The organism is Flavobacterium olei (assembly GCF_039749035.1).
Taxonomy (GTDB): Bacteria; Bacteroidota; Bacteroidia; order Flavobacteriales; family Flavobacteriaceae; genus Flavobacterium; species Flavobacterium olei.
In genome coordinates this window covers 126,149-142,003 of the sequence record NZ_JBDKWC010000009.1, presented here as the reverse complement: position 1 = coordinate 142,003, position 15,855 = coordinate 126,149, and the positions used below count along the sequence as shown (strand labels likewise).

The 15,855-nt window shown below is 36.8% G+C and carries 8 protein-coding genes; 6 read left to right on the top strand and 2 right to left on the bottom strand.

Annotated features, from left to right (window positions below; genetic code table 11):
- The first annotated feature begins 42 nt into the window (after positions 1–42).
- The gene (locus tag ABEB31_RS20975; protein WP_347053617.1) at positions 43–1,995 is read left to right on the top strand and encodes an AAA family ATPase; all 1,953 of its coding nucleotides are present in this window, start codon (positions 43–45) and stop codon (positions 1,993–1,995) included.
- On the top strand, positions 1,992–3,014 hold the full coding sequence (locus ABEB31_RS20970) for a hypothetical protein (RefSeq protein ID WP_347053616.1): 1,023 nt from the start codon (positions 1,992–1,994) through the stop codon (positions 3,012–3,014). Before ABEB31_RS20975 ends, ABEB31_RS20970 begins: the two co-directional genes overlap by 4 nt.
- Before the next feature lie 253 nt (positions 3,015–3,267).
- On the opposite strand, the gene ABEB31_RS20965 is transcribed toward ABEB31_RS20970, so the two are convergent.
- Positions 3,268–6,015 carry a COR domain-containing protein gene (locus tag ABEB31_RS20965; protein ID WP_347053615.1) on the bottom strand — a complete coding sequence of 916 codons (2,748 nt, stop codon included), beginning with the start codon at positions 6,013–6,015 and terminating at the stop codon, positions 3,268–3,270.
- A 408-nt stretch (positions 6,016–6,423) separates the two neighbouring features.
- Here ABEB31_RS20965 and ABEB31_RS20960 point away from each other — a divergent pair, with 408 nt between their 5' ends.
- The 4 genes from ABEB31_RS20960 to ABEB31_RS20945 all read left to right on the top strand — a co-directional run bounded on the left by ABEB31_RS20960 (position 6,424) and on the right by ABEB31_RS20945 (position 7,995).
- Entirely contained in the window at positions 6,424–6,762 is a 339-nt protein-coding gene (locus tag ABEB31_RS20960; RefSeq protein WP_347053614.1) for a single-stranded DNA-binding protein, read from the top strand.
- A 60-nt stretch (positions 6,763–6,822) separates the two neighbouring features.
- Positions 6,823–7,212, top strand: coding sequence for a DUF7222 domain-containing protein (locus tag ABEB31_RS20955; RefSeq protein ID WP_347053613.1), 390 nt, complete (start codon positions 6,823–6,825; stop codon positions 7,210–7,212).
- 23 nt (positions 7,213–7,235) lie between these two features.
- Complete coding sequence (locus ABEB31_RS20950) at positions 7,236–7,634, top strand: Cas9 inhibitor AcrIIA9 family protein (RefSeq protein WP_347053612.1); 399 nt, start codon at positions 7,236–7,238, stop codon at positions 7,632–7,634.
- A gap of 220 nt (positions 7,635–7,854) precedes the next feature.
- Positions 7,855–7,995, top strand: coding sequence for a hypothetical protein (locus ABEB31_RS20945; RefSeq protein WP_347053611.1), 141 nt, complete (start codon positions 7,855–7,857; stop codon positions 7,993–7,995).
- A 1,149-nt stretch (positions 7,996–9,144) separates the two neighbouring features.
- Here the strand turns inward: ABEB31_RS20945 and ABEB31_RS20940 are convergent.
- Positions 9,145–15,852 carry an RHS repeat-associated core domain-containing protein gene (locus tag ABEB31_RS20940; protein ID WP_347053610.1) on the bottom strand — a complete coding sequence of 2,236 codons (6,708 nt, stop codon included), beginning with the start codon at positions 15,850–15,852 and terminating at the stop codon, positions 9,145–9,147.
- Between the last annotated feature and the right edge of the window lie 3 nt (positions 15,853–15,855).

The following is a 15,855-nucleotide window of genomic DNA, read 5'->3' as shown; positions in this document are numbered from 1 at the left end:
ACAAAATTAATTACTTACCAAACTTATCGCTTACTAAAAGATATGAATCTAATTTACTTGTGGGTTAGAAAATACAAGAATATTGAAAAAACCGGCTTTAACCTGTCAGGTAAAGTTTCTCTGCATACTATTATAGAGAGTACTGATTCCGACGGTACACTCAACCTCAATCTGTCAGTTGAAAACGAATATTCCCTAGACATTTTACCTGAAAACATCATCGATATTAAGGCTGTGTTAGGGCAGAATGGAAGCGGCAAATCAAACCTTTTATTCTCCCTTACCAATTTCTTAATGAATAACCAGACCAAATTCTTTGGTTTTCTTGTTACTGCAGATTACATAATTGTACGGGATAAAATAAATTTCACACACATTCCTGACCAGCTGCTTGGCAAAAAAATTAAGATTTTTGAACCGCATGATATTGTAAATTATACTAGAGGACATCATAAAGCAGAAGTAAGCAAGGAGGATGCATTCGGTTTTCCCTCCAATAATCTCATGGAAACTTACTTTGAAAAGAATTACTTAATTTCGTATTCACCGGCATTCAATCAGGACAATATTTTCAATAGTGAAGGGGTGCAGAACAGTTATGCCCTATACCAAAGTAGTGCACGCAACTATTTTGACCTATCAACCGAATCCCTAATGATTGGTGATTATAATGCCCATAAAAACAATACTGATTATATGATTTCAGGTGAAAGCGAGCTGCTGTCTTTTAAATCTTGGCAGTCAATCAGAGACCTTAATTTTCTAAGTATTGAAAAACAGCTTAACCTTACTATTACTTTTCCGATCCATAATATTGACATAGGTTTTACTGGTTATAATGCCAAATACTGGCAAAGCATTGACTTTTTAACATCAGGTAATTTCAAAGAAAATACAATCATTGAGGAATACCTTAGCTTTCACCGTTTTGATCTTTTTAACATGAGCTATAAAAATCAGTTCCTTATAGAATATTCTAAAGAGATCATGTACTGCGTTATGAGCTATCAGTTAAAGTACTATTACAGTTCCCCGGCAGGTGCACAAATTCCCGTGAGCAGACTCATTAACAATCTGCGTGATAATTACAACTCTAATCTGACCTCTTACAGGGCATTGTATAGCTACATAATAAAATGCGGTTTGTTTGAGCCTGAAGATGCTGATTTCATAATTGACCAGATTAAAAAAGCTAAAAGCTATTTCGAAGATAAAATCAAATCTGGAGAGATTCTCTGCGGGGGAATGCATGGTTTATCCATTCCAGAGTCTTCTGTTCGGAATATTATCAAAGATTTTATGCAGGGACCTCTTTTTGAATTAAAGACTTCTTTGCTTGAACAGGATGATGATGACGTAGAATCGATCAAATTAAATATTTTTGAGTTTAATCTTCATGGACTAAGCTCTGGCGAGAGAACATTCCTTTCGCTCTTTTCCAGATTGAATTACATTAAAAATAGAATCGAAACTAGAAGAGAAATATTATTCTTAATTGACGAAGGGGAACTTGGATTTCATCCGCAGTGGCAGAAAGAATATCTGATGGTTCTTACTGATTTTTTAAATAAATTTTTCCCAGATAATCAGATACAGCTAATTTTGACTTCCCACTCTCCTTTTCTCGCTTCCGATCTGCCTAAAGAAAATATAATCTTTCTGGAACTTGACGAAAATTTAAAGACAAAAATTAGTGACTTGGAAAAACATCAGCTGACATTTGCATCCAACATTCACTCGCTATACTCTGATGCTTTCTTTCTGAAAGGTGCCACAATTGGTAGCTTCTCAAAAACAATTCTCAATGAAATCATTGAGTATTTGAAAAGCAGTGAGTTTTCTGCGTCCAAAAACGAAAGATACCGGCAGATTATTCAGGTTATAGGAGAACCTGTCATAAAACGGAAAATGGAAGATTTGTGGATGCAGAAATTAGGGAGAGATGAAGAAATACAAATGCTGAAAGACAGAATTAAATACCTTCAGTCGCTATGATAAAAATCTTAAAATCTGATTTTGAACTGAAGCAGATGGCCAATAGATATTACAGTTTACTGGAGTCCGAATTTACTTTAAGTAAAAAGGCAGATGACATAGTGAAGGATCACCGTCTTGCTGCGTATGAACGTGATTTCTTTCGAAAACTCAGAAAGAACCTCAGAAAGATTATTGTGAGCCCTCCAGATGTTCTTGCTGGCCTTCAAACAGAGATTCATCCCCTCTACCAGTCCTATATTTCAAAAAAGACGCATGGTCTTCATGGAAATAAATTAAAAGCGGCAGTTAAAAAAGCAAATGACAAAATATTTACCGTCTTTGACTATAAATCTTTTACTAAAAGAAAAGATGGGAGATTTGCATATCAGTTCACAGAAAATATGGATATAAATGTATGTGTTTACTGTAACAGACAATACACATTCACGCTCAATGTGACGGATGGGAAATGCAGGCCAACCTTGGATCATTTTTTAGACAAATCGAAACATCCTTATTTTGCTTTATCTTTTTACAACCTAATCCCCTCGTGTTATACCTGTAATTCCTCTTTGAAAAACCAGAAGAAATTTACTTTTAAAGACAACCTTCACCCGTACTCCCATTCAATGTTTGAAATCTTGGATTTTAGCATAGACATCAATAATGTGGATTTTGTGGATGGGAGCAAAAAAGATTTCGAAATTTTTCTTAAAGAATCAACGCATTGTAAAGACAAGTCTTTGCTTGCAAAAGCACAGAAAAATGCTTCAGCATTTAAATTGCAGGAAATCTACAGACAGCATAAAGATTATGCGTCGGAAATTATTCTGAAAAGCTACTATTATGACGCCACCCGAATAGATGAACTCTTCGGGTTCAAAACTTCCTCAGGAAAAAAACTATTCGAATCCAGAACGGAGGTTTTAGAATTTGCTTTAGGAAATTATATTTCTGAGAAGAAACTCGGCAAAAAGGTATTATCAAAATTTACCCGGGATCTGGCATTTGATTTGGGGTTAGATAAGCTGATCTGAATCTTAGAAGCTGTAGCCGGTCAAATTCTATAATATTTGCAGATAAATTATTATTTCAGTTAAAAATGACAGAAATGTTTTTTGAACTTATCCGACTATTTATAGGCTCTTGCACTAAATGCTGTTAATCCTGCAGCACCAGCATCAACATTTTGCAAATAAAGTGATAAAAAGAGAGCAGCTTGGCGCTAAAAAAATCTATTGCAGCAAGCCGGCACTTTGTTTTGCATCTCTCCCACATTCAATGGCCTGTCTATGCCATATTGATTAGAATATGATATAAGAATATTTCTCGTGAAGATCTATCATATTTTGATTTAAAAATTTTAATCTCGGTTTCCTGTATCAGGCTTTCTGATTCATCAGTTGTACTTTTGAATACAAAATTTTCGATTTCATAATCCTTCATATAATTGAAATATTTTTTTGTGAATGAATCAAAATCTCTGCCTCCATAATAGGCTCCGACATACTTTTCGGGAAGTCCATTCGGATCATAATTTGAAATCGTTTTTTCAATGTGATTCGACAAATTAACCGTGTCAAGGCTTTTTAGGTTCAATCCTTCAAAAATGCTCACAATATTGCCTTCTCCGTCTTCTATCTTAATATCTAGTTCTCCCTGTGCCACTCCGGAGCTGGAAGATCCCCACTTGGACTGGTCCTTGGCAACTATTCCATTTTTTGAAAGCCTTTCGCTGATAAATGAATTTCTGGCATCCTCAGTCCCTATAATAATTTTATTCTGTCCCTGAAGCTGAGATGCTGCCGATAATATATCATGTATCAGCTTTTTGGCTGGTTTTAAAGAATTATAACCTAAAATCAATTCATTAATCCCAACGGTGAGCGTCGATAAATGGCAGTCGATCTCATTCTTGCCTCTCGATAAAAATTTCTTAAGGACACTGTAACTGTAATAGAATGGTTTTCCTTTTGCACACTGTACACAACTGCACGGAATTTCTTCCCAAAAATCAATTCCTTCTTTCATATTAAAATCTAAGTGGATGGATTTTACTTCATTTCGGATAACAGCCAGAAGATTTATCTTCTGCTGTCCCGAAATTGATACGGTAATCATTTTATTTGACCTTACTACTATGCCTTTGGCCAGATCATCCATAAATACAACACCATTCTTCCAGTAGTTGCTTTTGTAAATCAGGAAATAAAGTCTGCATATTAATTTAGTGATCAGACCGGAAGGCATGAATTCGTATCTGATCTGAAACTTTAAAGAATCGCCGTTTTGAATCTCATCGGCCAATTCACTGTCAGGTATTTCAGTTTTCAAAAGTTCAGGAATAACATATGTATTTTTAGCACCTACCAGTTTAAAGCAGATTTCAAAACGTTCCATCAGCTGTATGATTTCCACATGTTTCTCCATCGGATATAATTTCAGATCCCAGTAATTCTCCAGCTCGCTGATATCGAAAACACCGTTGTTTCTCTGTACTTGGATTGTATCAATTAGTTTATAAACTGCTTTTGTTGCCCATTGGGGATTAATTATGACAATGTTTTTCAATATGGGATCCTCCTTAAAATGAATGACATCTCCAATATCGTGCATGTATTCGCTGAATAGTGAAATCTCTCTTTTATCTGTTATTAGATTTTCATCCCCGCAGATGGATATAAAGGTTGAATAGCTGATATAATCTTCCGTGACCGCCTTTACTTTCTCTCTTACCTTTATCCATGATGCAGGAATTTTATCACCGATATGCGGCATTCTTTTGATGCAGTTCTCAATCTCCTCTTTCAGTTCCACTATTCCCTGTTTATTTAGGCAGGAGACCTCAAAAAAATTATGGATATTTTGAAACTTTTCCTTATAAGATTTCTTGTCAATATTCTTATATCTTATATCTAATTTATTCATTACAATCATAACAGGACTTCCGCCGCTTAAAAGTTTAATGGTGTTGAGCCAGTAATCAAAATCTTCTTCTTCATTGTCTTTCCTCGGTTCCCATACAAACACATAAATTGAACGTTTGGTTAAAAAAAATTGATGTGTTGCATGATAAATTTCCTGTCCGCCAAAATCCCACAAGTTGATTTTGACTTCTTTTTTGACAACAGTATTTCTGTAAAGTTTCTCCAGATCCTTGGATAAGAAAATTTTGGATCTTTCGTCTTCACTAAAACCATCTAAGATTTGTGCAACAGGCATATAGTGCATTCCATCTTTAACAAAACTGGTAAAATCAGCTTCCTCTCCATCGTCCTCTTCATCCTCATAACGGCCAAATGAGAAATCATCTTCATCCTTATCTTCATCTTCATCGTCCCAGTCATTATATCCTATTGAACTTGTGAATTCATTGAAAATATAGACATCATCTATATCATTGAAATTATTATAATGCGGCGGTCTGGCAGGAAATAAAACATCATAAATTAAGGAGTTAATATTGATGCCGTGTGTGGTTGCCTCTTTTCCTACTTCTACTTTGTAATTAGGTTTTTGCAGCACCTTCATCAGTGTGGTCTTGCCAACTTCTCCCCCGCCGACAAATATCAGTTTAGTTTCATAAAATTTATGGATGTTTTTCTCTTCTTTTAATAAATCCAAAAAATAAAGAATCTCATGAAAATTATAAAATTCGGTTTCTGCCGGCAGTCCTACCAGAAAGGGATTATTTTCAAATTCTATTGCTGCATTTTTTAGATAGCTGATACATCGTGGAATAGAATACAGAAAATTATGGGATATATCCAGGCTCATCAGGCAGCAGAAATCAGTAAAGCCGAAATCAATTTCCATAATGTAGTTATGGCTCAGATTCAGATGCAGTAAATATGGAAGTCTGGCAAGCTCCACAGGAAGTTTTTCAAATTTATTGTAACTCAGATCAATTTCCAGCAAAAAAGTTAACTCTAGTACTTCTTCGGGCAGCTCTGTGAGCATAAGTCCTCTCAAATCTAAAAATAGCTGCTTACTTTTTTTTACCTCTTGAATTCTTTCTTTAGCTTTTAAACTGCTCATGAACTTATATTTTATTTTGCTTTGCTGCCCAGTATGAGCCTCTATGAATTTGGTCTTGAAATATTAGGAATAATCCGTATAACTGAAAATTACTGCACGTGATAAAGATATCAAATTTCAATCTTTCTGCAATCGATTTTTATTTAAGGCGGTGCTCCGAAGCATGTGTATGTAAAGCTATTTTTATTCGAAACGGGTTAAAAGGTCAGCCAAGATAGTGTCCCCCGGACGCTGCATGCGCATAACGGCTTCGTTTCACTCCTCCGCCCTTCGGGACTTATAGCACTGCGCATCCTCAAGCGGTACACTTGATTCTTGCTTTCTTTTTTCCCGTTTTTTCTTTTGAAAATATTCTTTGGGAGAGCTAGAAAGAGACTTGAAATTTTTACTCATTTAAATTTTAAAATCATGGAAATCATTGGACGACTTACAAAAGATGCCGTAGTGGCAAAAGTAAACGCAGAAAAACAGGTGGTTAATTTCTCAATTGCCATAAACGACAGCTACAAACCTAAAAACAGCACCGAGGTTAAAAAAATTGTAACCTACATCGATTGTTCCTACTGGCTCTCGACAGGAGTAGCGCAGTATCTTAAAAAAGGGACTGCTGTTGAACTATTCGGACGAATCGGTCTGAATGTCTATATCGGTAATGACTCCGAGGCGCACGGAAACCTGACTTTTCACACTTCAAACATCAAGATTATTGCCTTTGTCAGCGATAACCCTCAGCACCCAAGCAAATAATGCAGTATCAAAACAGAATGAAAAAGAACCTGACGACTTGCCTTTCTAAGGTCGGAATTAATGTATAAACCTGAAAAAAAAAATAGTTATGTACGCCTTTTCAAACTCAATATACGCCAATATTCTGTAAGCAGGGTATTCAATAAAATCATTCTCTCGGATTTAGGGTCTTATGACGGGACTAAAAAAGAACAGCTCAAATCCTTTTTGGAGGATTTGCAGAGAATGGGATGCATCAGCGGGATGATTGGAGATTTTATCTATCACACCGACTGTAAAAATTTCTATATCAAACATCTTGATGATTTGGAAAATATCCGTGAGGAAATCGAGGATTCCCTTGGCGAAGCGGTGAAAAATCGCCACCGTCTGCCCCATTACACTTTTATGTGCTGGCTCTGTTTTGAGGAATATTGCTTTGACCTCTACGGAAGCACTTTTGAGAAATAGCTGACAATCTTAAAACATCCCTTATGAAAGGTTCAGAAAAATTCAAAACAAGGATAGAGGATTTCCTTAAAAAGAAATCCCAGTCGGATTCCGTTTTTGCGCCCATGCTTGAAAAGGCTTTAAAGAATGTGGAAAACTGCCTTAAATACATCATCTCAGAAGTAAAGAAAACGGGCGAATGCACCTTTGACGACAGCGAGATTTTCGACATGGCGGTAACATACTACACTGATGACACTATCGGAAATATACCCGAAATAAAATGCAGAGTGACCACAAATAAGTCCAAAGAGGCTGATTTGTTCTCCGCTCCCGCACCTATTGCAGAAAAAGCCGAGCAGGTAATTCCCGATGCACCTGTTCCGTTTTTAAAACCTGAGATATTAAACTCCCAAGTTCAGCTTCGTTTTTTGGCATATTAACATATTAAGTCTGCAAATATAAATGGAAAAACATACTAGAAAAACACGTATAAATACTTAATTTCTCATAGCTATTGATGTAAAAAGTATGCGTTGCACATCATAACCGTTCCCTCGCAAAAAAATAAGGCGAATTATACTGATTCTTCACTGAGTCAAGTTTATTGTAGAAGAGTGGCACATTATAAATTTAGTAAATCAAAAATTCATTAAAAAAGTTATGGCGTATTTTAGTGATGTTCTCACCAGTTTTAGTTTTGTGGCAGAATCGTGGCACATTGCTTTTCTCCAAAATAAAAACTCAGCAAAATTAGGGCCTCCCGAGTTTAGGTTCGAATCGGAGATGGAGATGGAAACCTAAAATAGTCGTAATTTTTACTGTTCTAAATTTTGTACCAAAATCGTGGGACAAGGAGTTTGAAAAAGAAAGATCAGTAAAAAACAAAGCTGTAGAAGCGTAGGCTCAAAACTGTATAGAATTTTACTGCTCTTCGGAGAACCAAATAACTCATCTATCTCCTACTCATAAACAGAGAGGCAATTACAAAATAAAGAAAATAAAACAGCCATCATTTCTGAGCGCTGTTGATTCTAACGGGCATACTTTTTATTAAGAACTCGCTTTTATCCTTACAAACTTGTTTACTAATAATCATAGCAAAAATTTTACCCTAACTTTTTTACAAGACCTCAAAATCAATAGTATTGCATTTTATTATAAAATTGGAATTAAGATTTTCTTCGAGATAATCAAAATAATCAATGGGGAAAAAATTGAACATTATTCTTTTCACTATAGCTATTTCAAAAAAAGTACGCTCCTAAGTAAACACTAATTTTAACTTCATGAGAATGAATGTTTCCATCAAATGTAAATTTGGAACCCAGTTCATTTTACCTACATCTACATTTCTCGAAGTAATAATATAAATATCAGTAGTCGTTCCTGATGTCTGTGAGCTTATTATTAATTGTTTGCAACGGTAGGAGCTATACTTCTGTAAATAGCTCTAAAAATAAAAGAGACAACCAACTAGGTCGTCTCTTTTTCTTCTCATGATTAATAATTTATTTTCTTTTTCAATTTCTTGCATTGTCATTCTATAAAAACATGTAGTCCAGGAATCACACTATAAAAAGTCTAAAAATTATTATCTGTAATTTTAATAAAAAGAATAATCAACAGTTGTGAACTTACAAAACATAGGCTCGAAAAACTCGAACTGGTTCTCTTTCGATCCGTTGTCACACATTCAGATGGATGTATACAGATAAAAGTATCAGGTTTATAAATGACAGAAACCAGCTAACAATAGATATATACTTAGCATTTCCTTTTTTAAATGCGAGAAATAATAATGCAGGCAAAATAAAAATTATATAATAATAAATATAATCATTAAACACCTCATATTTTCTAAAATTCCCAGAATTAGAGAATCTGAAATAAGATCTCACAATCAAAAGACCTATTACGCTTGTAAGTAGGATTACTAAAGATGATTTTATTTTACCACGTTCCATTTCCTATAAGTTTTCCTGAATAATTATCATATATTTTATAAAAGCTAGTACCTGCTCCCCCGCCTCCAAATGCTGGAATCGAAATTCGTGTCTCTTCTAATCGGATACCTTTCATGTGTGAAGGATTATTTTTATGTAATTCTAAATAATTACGCTGAATTTTAATCAATGTTTTAGACCCCTCTGATAAATCATCCGCAGCAAATTTAGCGACTTGTCCCACGAACATCAATGGTGTTGGTTTAAACTCCAATTTCCACATATCTTTCACAAAGTCTGCAACTCCTACTGATCCCAGCCAGTCTGAAGCTGTATCCATATAACCTGACCAACTATCATTAAATTCTAAATTTCGATGAACAAAATTTAGGAACTCTTTATGAGACATTTTAATCGAACTTTTTGTCGTGTAAGGATCTTTCTGATTGTCCCCAGTATGAAAACTATGATTTAAGCCACTGACAAATAAACCTGTAACGGCTCCCCTCCAAAAATTCCCTCCTGTCAAAGCTGCTCCAGCACCTCCTGAAATAGTACCAAAGGCAATCATTCCTATTGCATTATTTGCACCAACTGCCCCCCCTATTCCCTGATGGGAAAAAGTTTGTGTAACAAAGTGACCTTCTGTAAGGTTAGCGTTTGATTGAAAACTGGTTTCTGTTGTAGCACCTCCGTTCCAGGCACTAGATGCAATACTGCTTAATGCCCCAGCTGCGAAACCACTCCAAAATTTCCCTCCCGATATTGCGGTCATTCCCCCTTGAAATGTACCATGAGCAGCAGCACTAAATGCCGCCTGGGAGTAAAAATTAGAAAACATACTCGTCGCAGCACTTCCGATACCAAAGGTTACTGCAGAACTGGCCGCACCGATAAACGTAGCTTTTACTAATCCCCCGACACTGAAAGGAACATCGGCAACTAATGCTGTGATAGTATAAGTCAGTGCTGCTATAGCCGCTCCAATACCCACTGCAATAGCAAACTCATAAGATTCACCACTTGGATCAGTATACTTTAATGGGTTGTTAAGAACGTAAGCATACTTATTATAATTCTGAGTATTGAAAGGCTCCTGTACATAATTATCTGGCTGCAGGAATCTATGCAATTTAGGATCATATAGACGCCCATTCATATGGATAATCCCGACACTCTGTAGATGTTCGTGGCCTGTATAACCACGGTCTAATAGCATTAATCCTGTAAGGACATTCCCAGCGCCATCCTGAACCTTAATAATAGCTCCCCAGGCATCAAACAGTCGTTTCTCCACTACAGTGCCTCCCTGATCACTAATAGCCACAATAGTCCCTTGATAATCTCGGTGTAAATATAAATAATTTTGCGTTACTCCATTGCTTTTTAACACGACAGGCGCACTGTAAGCGTCACCACCGATATAAGTAATAAATTCAACTGTTCCGGCAGTAACATTATGCTTAATCTCCATACTTCCATCTGCTGAAAAATGTTTACGCATTGGCCTTAAAAGTTTGTCACTATCCAGACTTCCGTAAAAAATCGAACTTCTTTCATTTGAGTCATTGTAAGCGAAACTGATTTTATCTACTCCTGTTTCTTCAATCTCTACAGGGCTTTTGAACACATTATAACTTATTGTCTGGTTTGCCCTTGCTATATAATAACTTAATGCTTCAGGCGTGGGTGTTATAGCTTTGTTCTGATAGGTTTTGGAGCCATCATATTGGTAAGTCCCCACACTATTTTGTGTGATTCTTCCCCTGTCATCATACGCCTGGGTTTCCTGTATGCCTGCTACGTTAGTATATTCTGTGAGGCGATCCAGACTATCATACTTAAATGTTTCGTTTCTACTAAAAAGACTGTTCGTTCGACTATTCAGATTGCCTCTCTTAATCTCAAAATCAGTGTCAAGTGTCATTATATTTACAGCCGTTGGACTGGTCTTATCATGTTTAACCTGCTTGATATAACCGTATTGGTCGTAGATATTGGTCAACACAATTCCGTTTCCGAATGTCGCTCCTGTCACCTGAATCCTTTCATTTAACGAATTGGTCTGCCATAAAACCTGCTGGGTGGCATCATCAAGAATCTGCCATGGAAAACCATTCTGGTAGATGTTTTTGATAGTTTTTGAGCTTGTTTTACCCTCTGCAGTGGCAGAAGTTGTTTTTTTATCCAACCTTCCTAAAATGTCAAATGACAGTTGATTGACAAAAACTGCATAAGCACAACTCTCTGTAGTTTTATATAGTCTTTTCAGGCTATCGTATTCATACATAGTAGTGATGGTTTTACCTTCGGTATTATCCATGAAGGTCGATGCCGTAATTTGGTTTAATGCATTGTAAGCATAAGTTGTCTTACTATTTGTATTTGTTCCGGAAATTGTTTTTTCGGTTGTTTTTCCTGAAGCATCATACACAAACGCAGTTGTACCGTTTGGTGTGGATTCTGTTAGCAGCTGCCCGAACGCATTATAACTGTAGGAATACACTCCCGCAGTTGGATCGGTTAGTTTTATTTTATTCCCCCATCCGTCAATAACAACATCAACTTTGTTGCCTTGATAATCAGACTCTTTTAGCTGACCGTTGGCAAAATAGATAAAATTAATTGCACCTCCCGAATCAGTGCTTTGAACTTTATTACCAAAAGCATCAACTGTTGAAGTGGTAATTTTTCCATCGTCATTACCTGTAGTGGTCACCCCGGCGTAAGAAAAAGTCTGTATCTTCCCTGTCGAGGCAGTAATCTTAGTGGGTCTCATTAAAAAATCATATTCATAACTGTTCCAGAGGCTTGGTGAAGAAAAGTAAGGTTCGCTTTCTTTTTCCTTCCTACCCAGCCCGTCATAGACAGTTTGCCTGCTCACCATGGAATTGACAGCGAAACCTTTAGCAGAGTTTTTAACAATTCTTCCCAGAACATCATATTCTATTACTGTCTTAGCATCTAAATTGTTTGTAGTAGTTATAGTGTAACCTCCGGTACTCAGCTTTAGGTATGCATTTGCAGATGTAATCGGAATCAGCGATGAACCTGTCACTGTGGAACTCGTTAATTTTCCCCAATTGTCATAAACAAAATCACTCACTACCCCTAAATAATCTGATGACTGCGTCACCTGTCCCAGATCATTATATGTAAAGTTACTAATAAATCCCCGATGATCCGTTTTTTTGATAACAAAACGTTTGGTTGAATCGTACTGATCTATAATTGTTCGTGGAGCAGGAACAGGAGACGCACTCGGAGCAGTTATGGTCTTAGTCAAAAGATTTCCTAACGCATCATATGTCATATCTTCGACAATGGCGTAGGTATTATTTCCCTTTTTCTCTGTTTTACTTAAATTAAAACCGGAATAAGTAAAAACTTCCTCTGCATTCCTGGTATCGCCAGAAGCAGTATTTCGAGCTGTTGAAACCACTTTTTTGGGTCTTCCTATATAATAGGACGCTCCTGCTCCCAATGGATTATTTTCATACTCAGTATCAATGATAGTACTTCCCTGGAACGTAGAACCCACATAATGGTTTGTAGTGGCCCTTACCTCCAATCCATAATAATTACCACCTTCCGAACCACCATCATAAGAATAAACAGTCTCTGTCCTTACTCCGCTAACATGATCTTCCACTCTTTGTCCGGCCAAAAGTACATTAAAAGTACTTTTATTGGAATCCGGTGCTCCTGCATTTGGAGCAGCTGCCACTGTCGGTGATGCTGTAAATTTAGCATTTCCTGTACTGGCACTTGCTATAAAACCAGGCTGTAAAATAATCGTAGGGGCATTATAACTGACCGCTAAATTATCTCCAACAATGGATGACGCCATAATCAAGCTGCCTGCCCTAAATGTCTGGCCAGATGTCACATCATCGGTGATATTGAGTTCATCATCAATAGTAATTGTATTGACTTCATCTCCTTCCGAATATTTAAATGTATTAAAGAAATTGCTTTTTGTACTAAGCAGTTCCCCTGGCACATTATCAAATACAGTGGATTTCGATGTACTGGTCCATGTAAAAACATTAGCTCCTCTCAAATAGGGAATGTTATACTGAGTTGTCCATATCTTTTTATCAGAATCAGACAGGTACCAGCTGCTTCGTGTCGTCTTTTTAAAGCCAACCGTCCCGTAATTAAAATTAGATACAAATCCAAAGTATCTGAAATCCTGAAACTTAGAAATCCCGTTAATGGTAGCAGTCAGCTTGGAAACCAGATAATTATCTGAATTTCGCGTAATTTCAATATCAGGGTAATTAACCGCATTTTCTGAAGAATAAAAATCAGTAGAAGGTGCTCCCAGACCTCCACCAGCGGCTTCCATCGGCTTATAATCTATGGTTTGTTTGATATTTCCGCCAGATTCTGTAACAATAACCAATCTATTTTCCGTGTTGACATTTTTATTGAACTGGTAATATTCAATTTTATTATAATGTCCTCTTACCACAACTAAATCAGTATCACCACCATTATATCTGTAATTGGAGGTAATCGGGATAGGAATATCAGGAGAATTAGAAAACAGTACTCCGGAATCATATCCAGCACTAAATCCCGCTGATCCTACCTTGCCAATGTTATTAATAAAGCCTGTTACCTGCCATTCTGTATCGTGATTGTTGATGGTCCAGTCGTCTTTAAAGTATTTTCTCCAGACGCGTACCAGATCTGACTTGCCATCTTTATTAATATCTATAGCATAATAATTGCTAAAATGTGCCTGGGTAGTGTAGGGAACAGGTTCCTTGGTACTGTCGGGACGATATTCAACTATATTATGAGATTCTTTAACAAAAAAACTTCCTCCTGCCGAATTTGGATTGCTATAATAAATATCCCATCCCGTTTGCCCTGATCCGCCAGAGCCGCTTGCGAACATCACATCGGTTTTAGTATCACCATTAAAATCCCCTAACAAGATCTGCTTAGTATCATTATAATTAGTAAAATTACCATATCCAATTCTTACCATGTTGTACCAAGGTGCAGCATTGAGAGCCTGCAATTCTAAAACAGAATAATTACCACTCGGACTTATATACAGAATATCTGATTTACCGTCCCCATTCATATCAGCAATAAACCTTTGTCCTTTTGCAAACATGTAGGCGGCATCTCCCGTTAGGACCATATTGCCTTTTGAATTATCGGAAGTTGAAGCATTCGTGCTCAGGTCAATTAACCTTGCTTCCCTAAAATTGTCATTTTCATTAAGCTTCCAATAAAACCCTTCTGAATAACCACTCGAATTTATGTAATCTGTCCAGGTATACTTCTGGTCTTTTGACATAACTAGCACTTCAGAGATACCATCACCATTAAAATCACCTGATAGATAAACATTTCTTCTCTCCGACTCCGGAAAGGGAATTGTCGGCACATAACTTTCGTCTTCGTCCATGTAGGAAGGGTCTATATGAATTTTATTGTTCATAGGGACACTTTTAATGGCTGCACTGGTCAATGTGTTGCCAGAAAGTTCAAAAGTATTAAATTGAATATTGGTATTTGAACCTACCGGAACAACAACGGACTGATATTGATTAATTTTACTATAATTTTTAAGTAAGGTTGCCGAAAAAATCAGACTGTAAGGAATGTTATAGGGGAAATTTATAGGAGCATTACCGGAGGTACCTTCAAAGAGTTTGGTGAACATTTTATTATCTGAAACAAAATCAAGCCTTCCATCGCCATCAAAATCACCTGCCAGATCCGTTTTATCAAAAGCAAGATTATTGGTATAAGTCTTCTCTGTTCTTTCCTGATTTGCTGGACTTGGTGCATAGCTAAAGGTAACCGGATTGGAGACTTCCATCTGCCCGTTTATTTCCTGAATACTTTTCACCCTTTCATAGCCTAATCCTGAATCGGTATCATGCTGGAGCTGATAAGTTCTAAATAAATTATTATTAGCATAAACCTTTATATTGTCCAATATCTGGGTTGCATAAACAGCCTGGCCTTTGAGATAATCCCTTTCGATACGCTTGGCATCCCTGTAAGTAAATGCAATCTTGTTCTGCGCGGCAATTCCGGCTACGGTGTTACCACTGAATGTAATGGTATCGATATACAACTGACTGGTGCTGTTATAGGAAACGGTTTTATAATTATAATCCACAAAGTTTCCATAGGTATCCTCGTAATGGACAATATACCAGGAGTTCAGCGAAACCGAATTCTGCAGGCTTCCCGATCCTTTTGAACCATACCATCTTCTTGATCCGTCGGGAGCCGTAACTACAAAATACATCGTACTACCTTCCACTTTCATCTCTATCCGGGTATTGCTTTTATATTCTGTTTCGTAAGTAGATCCTGATGCCCAATAGGTGCCGGTTTTGATCAAAAGACGCTGACCGTCAAGTGCAAGTTTATCGTTATCATCAAAATCAACCCCATCCACAAATCCGTCTATATCGCGTCTTGTTGCGATACGGCTTATTGTCGAAATACTATTGATGCTCCATCCCTGTCCTGCAATACCTCCTCTTACCCCACTGCTGTAAACTAAATTTATTGCAGGAGCTACATTTTTAATACTTGGCGGCACAGCTATAGGAAGCGTATAGACAGCTGACCCTGATGATGAAATCTGAAGTTCCCCTTTAGTATCGGCAAAATTCTGCGAAAAGGAATAAACTGAAAATAAAAAAAAAATGAAATAATATAGTTGCTTCATAAT

Excerpts from the sequence above, each read along its gene's own strand:
- ABEB31_RS20975 (WP_347053617.1), top strand. The coding sequence starts at position 43 with ATGAATCTAATTTACTTGTGGGTTAGAAAATACAAGAATATTGAAAAA.
- ABEB31_RS20970 (WP_347053616.1), top strand. The coding sequence starts at position 1,992 with ATGATAAAAATCTTAAAATCTGATTTTGAACTGAAGCAGATGGCCAAT.
- ABEB31_RS20965 (WP_347053615.1), bottom strand. The coding sequence starts at position 6,015 with ATGAGCAGTTTAAAAGCTAAAGAAAGAATTCAAGAGGTAAAAAAAAGT.
- ABEB31_RS20960 (WP_347053614.1), top strand. The coding sequence starts at position 6,424 with ATGGAAATCATTGGACGACTTACAAAAGATGCCGTAGTGGCAAAAGTA.
- ABEB31_RS20955 (WP_347053613.1), top strand. The coding sequence starts at position 6,823 with ATGTATAAACCTGAAAAAAAAAATAGTTATGTACGCCTTTTCAAACTC.
- ABEB31_RS20950 (WP_347053612.1), top strand. The coding sequence starts at position 7,236 with ATGAAAGGTTCAGAAAAATTCAAAACAAGGATAGAGGATTTCCTTAAA.
- ABEB31_RS20945 (WP_347053611.1), top strand. The coding sequence starts at position 7,855 with ATGGCGTATTTTAGTGATGTTCTCACCAGTTTTAGTTTTGTGGCAGAA.
- ABEB31_RS20940 (WP_347053610.1), bottom strand. The coding sequence starts at position 15,852 with ATGAAGCAACTATATTATTTCATTTTTTTTTTATTTTCAGTTTATTCC.